Source organism: Pseudoalteromonas marina (assembly GCF_000238335.3).
GTDB lineage: Bacteria > Pseudomonadota > Gammaproteobacteria > Enterobacterales > Alteromonadaceae > Pseudoalteromonas > Pseudoalteromonas marina.
The window spans coordinates 145,127-155,177 of record NZ_AHCB03000006.1 but is presented as its reverse complement, the minus strand read 5'-3'; the positions used below and the strand labels follow the sequence as shown (position 1 = coordinate 155,177).

Sequence of the window (10,051 nt, the reverse complement as noted above, 5' to 3'; positions counted from 1 at the left end):
TCTAACTATTGTTGATCCAACAAATTGTATTTTTTTAGATACCCACGTAATTGATGATACGTTAAACCAAGGACTTCTGCAGTTTTCTTTTGATTAAATTGGCTATGCTCAAGCGCTTTGTTAATCATATTTATTTCAAATTCATTTGAGCGTTCTTTTAAGCTACAAGGAAATTGAATATTGGCTTCAACTTTTTGCTCAGAAACGTTTACAGGCGCTGCAACAGAAACAGGCTCAGCACTAACATGTTGAGTGGTTATTGGTGCTTTAATACGCGCTTTAGGTCTAAATGGACTTTCGAATGGGTCTAAAATAATCTGGTGAACGGGAATATGTTCACTTCCGTGGCGATATAAGCTACGTTCAACCACATTTTTAAGCTCACGAATATTACCAGGCCAGTTATACGATAAAAGCGTTTCTGTAGCGCTTCGAGTAAACCCGCTGAATAGCTCCCACTCTAAATCGCGTGCCATGTTCATCGCAAATTGCTCTGCAAGCAGCATAATATCGTCTTGACGTTCACGCAGTGGGGGAAGCGTTATTACATCAAATGCTAATCTATCAAGTAAATCACTTCTAAACTCACCTTGTTCAGCAAGGTGTGGTAAGTCTTCATTGGTAGCGCATACTAGGCGAGTATCTACTTTTACAGTTTGCTTGCCGCCAACACGTTCAAACTCACCATACTCTATAACGCGTAGGAGTTTTTCTTGCACCATGGCGGATGTATTTGCCAATTCATCCAAAAATAGTGTACCGCTGTTAGCACGTTCAAAACGGCCTTCGTGACGTTTACTGGCCCCCGTAAATGCGCCGCTTTCATGACCAAACAATTCACTTTCGAGCAGGTTCTCGTTCAATGCAGCACAATTTAGTTTTACGTAGTTTTGATCCCAACGTTTAGATAAAAAATGCAGGCGGGCAGCTATAAGCTCTTTACCTGTGCCTCGTTCGCCAATAATAAGCACCGGCTTATCTAGATTAGCTAGTTGCGATACTTGATCCAACACAGATAAAAAGCTGTCTGATTGGCCCAGTAAATTGTCTTGTTGGCGATATTGGCTCATATTCCCTAAGTCTTAGTCATTTTTACTAACTGTTAGTGTATTTCATAATTATGAATAACTAAAGTAATTTGTATATTTAGTTTAACTTAATGAAAATAAAGTGTATTTTAGTTTTTAAAAAGTTGGCAAGCATATTGATACTAGTTAAAGCAGACTAACTAAGTTTTAATTACAGAGGTAAATGTTATGGGAATTTTTTCACGTTTTGCAGATATTGTTAATTCTAATATCAATGCCATTTTAGATAAAGCAGAAGACCCAGAAAAAATGGTGCGTCTGATTATCCAAGAAATGGAAGATACACTAGTAGAGGTTCGTTCTACGTCAGCTAAAACTCTGGCAGAGAAAAAAGAAATTGTTCGCCGCCTAGATACACTTAAAGTTCAAGTAAGTGACTGGCAAGAAAAAGCTGAGTTAGCACTTAGTAAAGACCGCGAAGATTTAGCTCGTTCAGCATTGCTCGAAAAGCAAAAGTCGGCAGATGCAGTGACGGCTGTTGAAGGTGAACTTGAGCATGTAGAGTCTCATATTGAGAAGCTTCAGCAAGAAGTGACCACGTTACAAGAAAAGTTAGCTGATGCTAAATCACGTCAAAAGGCAATAATTCTTCGTCAGCGTTCAGCTGAGTCGCGCCTAGAAGTGAAAAAAGCACTTGATAGCTCGAAGGTAGAAGATGCACTTAATCGCTTTGAACGTTACGAAACTAAAATTGATGGACTAGAATCTCAAATAGAGTCTTACGATTTAGGTAAGCAAACGTTAGCAGATGAAATTGCTGATTTACAAAAAAATGAAAAAATTGATGATGAGCTAGCTGAACTTAAAAAGAAGCTTGCTGATAAGTAATTTACGCAGGGGCATGTAATGTGCCCCACTGCTTAACATATTTGAACGGATTGTCAGGAGAGGGTTATGTTTGATCCAGAGATACTAGTTGCACCATTTATCTTGTTTATGATTTTTGTTGCGCCACTGTGGTTAATTTTACACTACCGTAGCAAAAAACAAGTAAGCCAAGGGTTAAGTGAGCACGAACATCGCCAGTTATTAGAACTAGCACACAAAGCTGAACGTATGGCTGATAGAGTCGAAACACTTGAAGCATTGCTAGACCAAGAGTCACCACAATGGAGACGCAAAGTATGAATGCCAAACGCGAATTATTAAGAGACCCACAACGCGGTAAAATAGCCGGAGTATGTGCGGGATTAAGTGACTACTTTAATATGGAGTTATGGTTAGTTCGCATTATATTTGTTAGTGCGGTACTGCTAGCAGGTGGCCCATTGTTTGTGGTAGCGTACATTGCAGCGTGGTTTATATTAGACAAAAAAGAGCCAACGACTGCACATGCGAGCAGCTCAACAAAAGCTGACGATCCGTTAGAGGTAAAATTTAAAGTATGGCAAAAGGGTGAGCCACCGCGCCGCGCTTTACAAGATTTAAAAGAGCGTTTAGCGCGAGTAGATACACGCCTTCAGGATATGGAACGCCATGTTACCTCAAGCGAGTTTACGGTAAGCCGTGAAATCAACAAACTTTAAAGGATTTAATAGCACTTTGTTCGGTGATTAAGCATCAATGAAGTGCTAGCCCATTATGAGTCGTACTTCATTTGCTAAAAAGACCTTTAAAAGTATTAAAGGCAATGCCCAAAAAGCCCTTCACCGTAGTTTAGATCAGCATGTAAAATTGGCTGTAACTGGGTTAAGCGGTAGCGGTAAAACTGCCTTTATTACAGCGTTAGTCAAGCAGTTAACTACACAAGCTAACGATAAAAACCTCCCTTTTTTTGATGTAATGCGAGAGCAGCGCCACATAGCCACTAAAGTTGTACCGCAAGAGGCGTTAAAGGTCCCAACTTTTGACTATCCGCGAGCACTCAATGCCTTGCTCCCAACTGATGGGATGCCTACATGGCCTGCATCAACCGAGCGTATTAACACCTTGCGTTTGGCTATTAAATACCAAAGTGCCTCAGGGTTACGTGGGCATTTTTCGCCACAATCTACGTTGTATTTAGATATTATTGACTACCCTGGTGAATGGCTACTTGATTTACCTATGCTTGAGCAAAGTTATAACCAGTGGTGCGAGCAGCAGTACCCGCTGTTATTACAGCACCCGCGTGTGAACACCTCTAGTGAATTTTTAAATGCGCTTGATCAGCTTGATTTAAACGCACCTGTAGATGAGAGCATGCTTGCGCAAATTGCTGAACTTTATCAACATATGTTGGTAGGTCTCAAAAAAGACACTAAGCTTGCCATGTTACAACCTGGGCGCATGCTTATGCCTGGTGATTTAAAAGGCGCGCCGCTATTATTGTTTTTCCCTGTTAATTTTAAGCAGGTTAATAGCGATGATATTATTGCGGGGTCTAATTTAGAGCATCTCATTAAGCGCTTTAATGCCTATGTAAAAGAAGTAGTTAAGCCTTTTTATAACGAGCACTTTAAACATTTTGACCGCCAAATTGTGTTAGTTGATGTATTAAGTGCTTTAAACGAAGGCCACGAAACACTACAAGAGCAAAGTAGCGTAATCAACCAATTACTCGCTCACTTTAATTACGGCGAATCGGGCTTTTTTAAGCGTTTATTTAAACCCAACATAGATAAAATACTCTTCGCGGCTAATAAGTCAGATCACATAAGTGCCAAGCACCACAAAGACTTAGCACTTCTACTTGATTCGCTAGTGCATGAGCAAACTAACTATTTAAAATTTGATGGCGTACAAATAGAAACAATGGCTATGTCGTCAATTACTGCAACGCAGCCGCGTCAAGTTACCGATAAAGGCCAAACGCTAGAGTGTATTTATGGCAAGCCACTTAACGAGCAAGATTGGCTAACCTACTTACCCCCACAACCACCTAACCGCATGCTAAATAAAAATGAGTGGCCAGCGCAGGGATTTGAGTTTTTGTCGTTTGCGCCTATGCCAACCCCCGACAAGCAACTTAAACATATTCGCCTTGATCATGTGATACAGTATCTATTAGGAGACAAATTATCATGAGCGACACACAGCAAACTTTTCAAGCAGGTAGGCGAATTGATACCCAAGCAGATGAGCAAGTTGAGCCTACGCTTGCTCCTGCAAAAATAATTACCCAGGGTCAAAGTGAATACATTGAAGAGCCTGATGAAGAGTTTATAGAAGATGAAATAGACCTAGAGCCAGTATATAAAAAGTCAAAATGGCAAACGCTTAAAGGTGTGTTTGCCATAAGCTTTTTAGTACTGGTGTTACTTGAATTTGCTTATTCATTAGTGTTTGCATTTCAACAGTCGATTGTTTTAGGCGGTTTGTATTTAACCGCCGTGGTAAGTGGTGTGCTTCTTATTGGGCGCATGTTATGGCGCGAATATAGAATGTTGCGCAGCCTTAAGCGCAATCAGTTACACCGCCAAGAAGCCGACAGACTCTTAAATAGTGAGCAAGTAGGCGGCGCATTACCGTGGCTTGAAAAACTAAACAAGCACCAAAAGCTTAATAATTTTGACAGCTTTAAAAAGCAAGTTGCACAGCATCACAGTGATAAAGAAATAATGACCCTTTACGCAAATAGCTTGCTTATAACGCAAGACACGCAAGCTAAAAAGCTTATAAACCGTTTTGCAACAGAGTCAGCTTTATTAGTTGCACTGAGCCCCATTGCCCTGGTGGATATGATGGCTGTGCTTTGGCGTGGTACTAAGTTAATTGAGCAAATAGGTAAAATTTATGGCATTGGTTTTGGTTACGCAAGCCGCATTAAGCTTTACCGTATGCTTATAAAACAAGTTATGTTTGTAGGCAGTGCAGAGCTTATCTCTGATTTAGCAGCTACTGCGCTCAGCGCAGAGTTGCTTGGTAAGCTATCTGGACGAGCCGCACAAGGTGTGAGTGCTGGGATTTTTACAGCGCGAATTGGCTATAAAGCAATGGAGTTAAGTCGCCCATTACCTAAACTAGAACACAAGCGCAGCCTGTTGAAAGGGACCGTTCAGAGCATTGCAGGTAAAATTTTAAAACGAGGGAAAACAGAGCCCACACAATAACATGGAAATATTTGTGTACAGGTAAACGGGTAAACTTTGCACAAATAGCCATCTGAGCATCCGGCATGCTTGTGATTTAAACTGTGGTACGTTTTTATCTATGTCACTAACAACACATAATAAAAATGAGCACAAAGATAATGACCAAGCATCATCTTCATACACAATGTATCCATGGCCCGCAAAAAGCAAACGATCCGCATGGCGCACTTACGTCGCCTTTGTATCAAACCTCAACCTTTCATTTTGAAAATGCAGCACAAGGCGCCGCACGTTTTGCAGGCGAAGAACCCGGTTATATTTATACCCGCCTAGGCAATCCAACCACCACCGAACTTGAACAAAAGATAGCACAGCTAGAGGACTGCGAAGCCGCTGCGGCAACGGCCACAGGCATGGGCGCTGTATCGGCATCGGTATTGAGCTTTTTATCACATGGCGACCACCTTGTAGCATCAAGTGCATTATATGGTTGTACGTTCGCGTTTTTTGCACACATGTTACCGCGTTGGGGAATTGAAGTTACGTTTGTTGATATGACCTGCGAGGACGAGCTACGGGCTGCCATTAAACCTAATTCCAAAATGATATTTGTAGAAACACCAATAAACCCAACAATGGCTGTGATTGATTTAGCACTTATTGGCGCTATTGCTAAACAGCACAGCTTAATTAGCGTGGTAGACAACACCTTTTTAACGCCATTGCTGCAATCACCAAAACAATATGGCATTGATATCATTATGCACAGTGCAACCAAATACATAAATGGCCATGGCGATGTGGTGGCAGGACTTGTGTGTGGATCGCTTGAGCATATTACCTTGATAAAAATGACCGTACTAAAAGACATTGGTGCAACCATAAGCCCACACGACGCATGGCTTATAAATCGCGGATTAAAAACCTTAGCCATACGCATGGAGCGTCACTGTCAGAGTGCACAAACAGTGGCTGAATACCTAGAGGCGCATCATAAAGTTAATATTGTTTATTACCCCGGCCTTAAATCACACCCAGGAAATAAATTTATTGGTAATCAAATGAAAGCTGCAGGTGGCGTGATTGCGTTTGAAATAAAAGGCACTTTACAACAAGGTGCGCAATTTATTGATAGCATGAAGCTTTGTACACTTGCTGTAAGCCTAGGCGATGCTGAAACACTGATTCAGCATCCTGCGTCTATGACCCATTCTCCTTATTCACCAGAAGAGAGAGCCGCCGCTGGTATCAGTGACGGGTTGATCAGGCTCTCTGTTGGGCTTGAAGATGTTAACGACATTATTAGTGATTTAGACCAGGCGTTTACTCAAATCTTTTAGCTGTATTTATTTGTTTACACATAAAGCTTTGTATGGGGCCTTTATATTCGTGACTGTAATTTTAATGTGTCACACATGTAATTTTAACTTTACGAATGAGGTGATCGCGCCAAGTACAGATGTTAGCTTGTCTATTAAACTTTTCTTCACTTTTACATAGTATGGGGTCACTCGATATTCAATAAGCTTGAGTATCACACTGACACCGATTTAGGGCTCACAACCCAGAAGGTACTTATGGCTAAAGCAAGTAAATACACATCCAAAACACCAGACGAAAATGGTGTTATACATTGGAGTGATGAAGAAAATAAAATTTGGTCTGAGCTTGTAGCGCGCCAACTTGCGTGCATAGAGGGCAAGGCCTGCGATGAGTATATGGAAGGACTTAAAAAAATAAATCTTCCACACGATCGTATACCGCAACTAAGCGAGCTTAACGAGGTACTTCTTGCTACTACTGGCTGGCAAGTAGCGCCTGTGCCTGCACTTATCGATTTTGATGAGTTTTTTAGGTTGTTAGCAAATAAACAGTTTCCGGTTGCCACGTTTATTCGAAGTCGTGAAGAGTTTGATTATCTTCAAGAGCCAGATATTTTTCATGAAATATTTGGCCACTGCGCTATGCTAACAAACCCTGATTTTGCCAAGTTCACACACAAATACGGGCAATTAGGGTACGCAGCGCAGAAAAAAGATCGTGTTTACCTTGCACGCATGTACTGGTTTACCGTTGAGTTTGGTTTAATGCAAACCGAAAACGGCCTGCGTATTTACGGTGGCGGAATTTTATCAAGCCCGGGTGAAACGCAGTATGTGTATTCAGATACACCAGAAATAACGCCTATGAGCGTAATTGATGTACTGCGTACGCCTTATCGCATTGATATTATGCAACCGCAGTACTACACCATTAATTCGATTCATGATCTGTTTGATATATCGCAAATGGATATTATGACTTTGGTTGAGCAAGCTAAAGAGCTTGGTTTGCATGACCCAAAATTTCCACCAAAAGAAAAATTAGCCAGTTAACTTTAATTTAAAAGAAACGCTAAAGTAAGGATTTAAAATGTCTTCATTAAGTGAACAAAAATGCGAAGCTTGCCACGTAGATGCACCAAAAGTGTCTGACGAAGAGCTTGCACAGCTTATTACAAAAATACCAGACTGGGTACCAGAAGTACGCGACGGCATTATGCAGCTAGAGCGTGTTTATAAATTTAAAAACTTTAAACAAGCTATCGCGTTTACTAACAAAGTAGGCGACATGGCAGAAGACGAAGGCCACCATCCTGGTTTATTAACCGAGTGGGGCAAAGTAACTGTAACGTGGTGGAGCCATTCAATTAAAGGCTTGCACAAAAACGATTTTATTTGTGCAGCTAAAACAGACGACGTATTCAACGCGCTGTAATTAAAAATTAATTGAGCAAACCTAAAAGCACTTATTTTTATAAGTGCTTTTTTATTTGTGTTGGTAAACTACCGCCTTTTGTTATCAAAATTGTTACGACAAAAAGCATATGGATAACAAAACGAATATTTACCATGTAATTATCTTCTTAGGTTGATTATTTTATGCCCGAGAATAATATAGGCTGTAAATGAAAGGATAAGTTACATGCAAAAAAAACTGCAGCTGATTAACCCTAATGGTCAGGCTAACTTTGGTTTATTCCCACAGGGGATTGAGCATATTAATTACTTAGATTTTGATTTAAGAAACGCAATGGATAAGCCATGCGGTAAACTTGCAAAAAGATTTAAGTTTAACCAGTTTCAGTTTATAAGCATTACTTGCGATGAATTAGTTATTGGGCTTGCAATCGTTGATTTAAAAATTGCCAGCAACTGTTTTGTTTATGTTTACAATTTAAAAACAGAGCAGTTAGACGAGCACAGCTTTGTAAATTTATTTTCTAAAAACACATTAATTGAGCCGCTGCCAAATTCTGGCAATAGTTATTTTAAAAAGGGTGATAACAGCGTTTACGTTAATACCACAGATAGACCCGGTGAACGAAAGGTAACAGTTAAAATAAGTACCACGCTGATCCTTGATGCAATAATTAACGAGTCAGATAATTACCTTCCTTTGAGTGTATGTGTTCGAGCTGGTTATACTGGTTTCCATTTCACCCAAAAATCGGCCGCGCTAAATTGCTCTGGCACGCTTCTATTAAAAAATACCCGCTACGATTTTAGTCATATGAACGCATTGGCCTGTGTAGACTGGAGTGCAGGCTATATGCGTCGTGAAACATTTTGGAATTGGGCAAGCCTTGCCTGCAAATTACCTGATGGACGCTACTTGGGATTAAACCTTTCAGCAGGTGTAATTGAAACAGGATTTACTGAAAATGCTATTTGGCTTGACGGAAAGCTATACAAAATTGATATGGTTGATTTTAAGTTTAATCGTTATGGTAACGAAATTGATTGTGACAAGTGGGAACTCCACTCAAACGACGGCCTGATTAATCTTACTTTTGAACCTGTAAGCCAACGTTTTGATAAAACTAATTTACTCATTGTGGCCACGAATTTCACACAAAAAATCGGTCGTTATTTCGGTCAAATAACGCTTCCTAATGAAGTGATAACACTTAACGGGCAGTGGGGCTTAGCAGAAGATCACTATTCAAAATGGTAGATGTAGCTTTAGGGAATTAACGTATATAAACGAACACTTTAAAAGAATGTAAGGCTCTAAATCTACAAAGGTTCAGAGCCTTATTTTTTCATCAATAATTTATACTAATGCCATTGTTTTCTATTTAATCATCAATCGAACGTAGTAGGGCGTTGATGCCTACTTTTTCGCGTGTTTGCTGATCAACTTTTTTCACAATGATTGCAGCGTATAGGCTGTGAGTGCCATCTTTTGATGGTAGTGCACCTGGTACAACTACTGCGCCTGCAGGTACGCGGCCGTAGTGAATTTCGCCGGTTTCACGGTCGTAAATACGAGTGCTTTGGCTGATATAAACGCCCATTGAAATAACAGCGCCTTCTTCTACTACTACACCTTCAACAATTTCAGAACGTGCGCCAATAAAACAATTGTCTTCAATGATGGTTGGGTTAGCTTGTAGTGGCTCTAAAACGCCGCCTATGCCAACGCCGCCAGATAAGTGTACGTTCTTACCAATTTGTGCACATGAGCCAACAGTGGCCCATGTATCAACCATGGTGCCCTCGTCAACGTATGCGCCAATGTTTACGTACGAGGGCATAAGTACGACGTTTTTACCTACAAAGCTGCCTTTACGTGCTACTGCGTTAGGCACTACGCGCATGCCGCCTTGTTGAAATTGCTCTGGCGTGTAGTCGCTAAATTTAAGCGGTACTTTGTCGTAAAACTGATTAACGCCGTCGTTCATTGGTTGGTTGTCGCGAATACGAAAAGATAGTAAAACTGCTTTTTTAAGCCATTGGTGTACAACCCATTCGCCTGATATTTTTTCAGCAACACGCGCGGCACCGCTATCAAGTAGTTCTAGCGCGTCAATAATAGCTTGTTTTACATCGCTAGATACAGTGCTTGGGCTAATGCTGTCGCGGTTATCCCATGCGTTTTCGATCATTGTTTTTAAATCTGACATGT

11 protein-coding genes are annotated in these 10,051 nt (G+C 40.7%); 9 read left to right on the top strand and 2 right to left on the bottom strand.

From position 1 onward, the window contains the following. Positions 1–5: 5 nt before the first annotated feature. Positions 6–1,070, bottom strand: coding sequence for a phage shock protein operon transcriptional activator (gene pspF / locus PMAN_RS09630; RefSeq protein ID WP_008126638.1), 1,065 nt, complete (start codon positions 1,068–1,070; stop codon positions 6–8). Positions 1,071–1,256: 186 nt separating this feature from the next. Here pspF and pspA point away from each other — a divergent pair, with 186 nt between their 5' ends. The 9 genes from pspA (at position 1,257) to PMAN_RS09585 (ending at position 9,097) form a co-directional block, all read left to right on the top strand. Continuing rightward, on the top strand, positions 1,257–1,916 hold the full coding sequence (gene pspA, locus PMAN_RS09625) for a phage shock protein PspA (protein ID WP_006793648.1): 660 nt from the start codon (positions 1,257–1,259) through the stop codon (positions 1,914–1,916). 66 nt (positions 1,917–1,982) lie between these two features. Next, on the top strand, positions 1,983–2,216 hold the full coding sequence (gene pspB, locus PMAN_RS09620) for an envelope stress response membrane protein PspB (RefSeq protein WP_006793647.1): 234 nt from the start codon (positions 1,983–1,985) through the stop codon (positions 2,214–2,216). Then, on the top strand, positions 2,213–2,614 hold the full coding sequence (gene pspC, locus PMAN_RS09615) for an envelope stress response membrane protein PspC (RefSeq protein WP_006793646.1): 402 nt from the start codon (positions 2,213–2,215) through the stop codon (positions 2,612–2,614). Before pspB ends, pspC begins: the two co-directional genes overlap by 4 nt. A 55-nt stretch (positions 2,615–2,669) precedes the next feature. Continuing rightward, on the top strand, positions 2,670–4,094 hold the full coding sequence (locus PMAN_RS09610; protein ID WP_010557185.1) for a YcjX family GTP-binding protein: 1,425 nt from the start codon (positions 2,670–2,672) through the stop codon (positions 4,092–4,094). Continuing rightward, positions 4,091–5,119 carry a TIGR01620 family protein gene (locus PMAN_RS09605; protein ID WP_010557184.1) on the top strand — a complete coding sequence of 343 codons (1,029 nt, stop codon included), beginning with the start codon at positions 4,091–4,093 and terminating at the stop codon, positions 5,117–5,119. Before PMAN_RS09610 ends, PMAN_RS09605 begins: the two co-directional genes overlap by 4 nt. A gap of 140 nt (positions 5,120–5,259) precedes the next feature. Continuing rightward, positions 5,260–6,441, top strand: a complete 1,182-nt coding sequence (gene megL / locus PMAN_RS09600; RefSeq protein ID WP_010557183.1) for a methionine gamma-lyase — start codon at positions 5,260–5,262, stop codon at positions 6,439–6,441. A 237-nt stretch (positions 6,442–6,678) separates the two neighbouring features. Then, entirely contained in the window at positions 6,679–7,476 is a 798-nt protein-coding gene (gene phhA / locus PMAN_RS09595; protein WP_010557182.1) for a phenylalanine 4-monooxygenase, read from the top strand. A gap of 37 nt (positions 7,477–7,513) precedes the next feature. Continuing rightward, entirely contained in the window at positions 7,514–7,858 is a 345-nt protein-coding gene (locus PMAN_RS09590) for a 4a-hydroxytetrahydrobiopterin dehydratase (RefSeq protein ID WP_006793641.1), read from the top strand. A gap of 207 nt (positions 7,859–8,065) precedes the next feature. Next, positions 8,066–9,097 carry a DUF2804 domain-containing protein gene (locus tag PMAN_RS09585; protein ID WP_010557181.1) on the top strand — a complete coding sequence of 344 codons (1,032 nt, stop codon included), beginning with the start codon at positions 8,066–8,068 and terminating at the stop codon, positions 9,095–9,097. Positions 9,098–9,221: 124 nt separating this feature from the next. On the opposite strand, the gene dapD is transcribed toward PMAN_RS09585, so the two are convergent. Next, a complete protein-coding gene (gene dapD / locus PMAN_RS09580; protein WP_010557180.1) occupies positions 9,222–10,049 on the bottom strand; it encodes a 2,3,4,5-tetrahydropyridine-2,6-dicarboxylate N-succinyltransferase in 828 nt (275 codons plus the stop codon). Positions 10,050–10,051: the final 2 nt, after the last annotated feature.

Bases quoted from the DNA above. Each gene is read 5' to 3' on its own strand.
- pspF (WP_008126638.1), bottom strand. From the start codon at position 1,070: ATGAGCCAATATCGCCAACAAGACAATTTACTGGGCCAATCAGACAGC.
- pspA (WP_006793648.1), top strand. From the start codon at position 1,257: ATGGGAATTTTTTCACGTTTTGCAGATATTGTTAATTCTAATATCAAT.
- pspB (WP_006793647.1), top strand. From the start codon at position 1,983: ATGTTTGATCCAGAGATACTAGTTGCACCATTTATCTTGTTTATGATT.
- pspC (WP_006793646.1), top strand. From the start codon at position 2,213: ATGAATGCCAAACGCGAATTATTAAGAGACCCACAACGCGGTAAAATA.
- PMAN_RS09610 (WP_010557185.1), top strand. From the start codon at position 2,670: ATGAGTCGTACTTCATTTGCTAAAAAGACCTTTAAAAGTATTAAAGGC.
- PMAN_RS09605 (WP_010557184.1), top strand. From the start codon at position 4,091: ATGAGCGACACACAGCAAACTTTTCAAGCAGGTAGGCGAATTGATACC.
- megL (WP_010557183.1), top strand. From the start codon at position 5,260: ATGACCAAGCATCATCTTCATACACAATGTATCCATGGCCCGCAAAAA.
- phhA (WP_010557182.1), top strand. From the start codon at position 6,679: ATGGCTAAAGCAAGTAAATACACATCCAAAACACCAGACGAAAATGGT.
- PMAN_RS09590 (WP_006793641.1), top strand. From the start codon at position 7,514: ATGTCTTCATTAAGTGAACAAAAATGCGAAGCTTGCCACGTAGATGCA.
- PMAN_RS09585 (WP_010557181.1), top strand. From the start codon at position 8,066: ATGCAAAAAAAACTGCAGCTGATTAACCCTAATGGTCAGGCTAACTTT.
- dapD (WP_010557180.1), bottom strand. From the start codon at position 10,049: ATGTCAGATTTAAAAACAATGATCGAAAACGCATGGGATAACCGCGAC.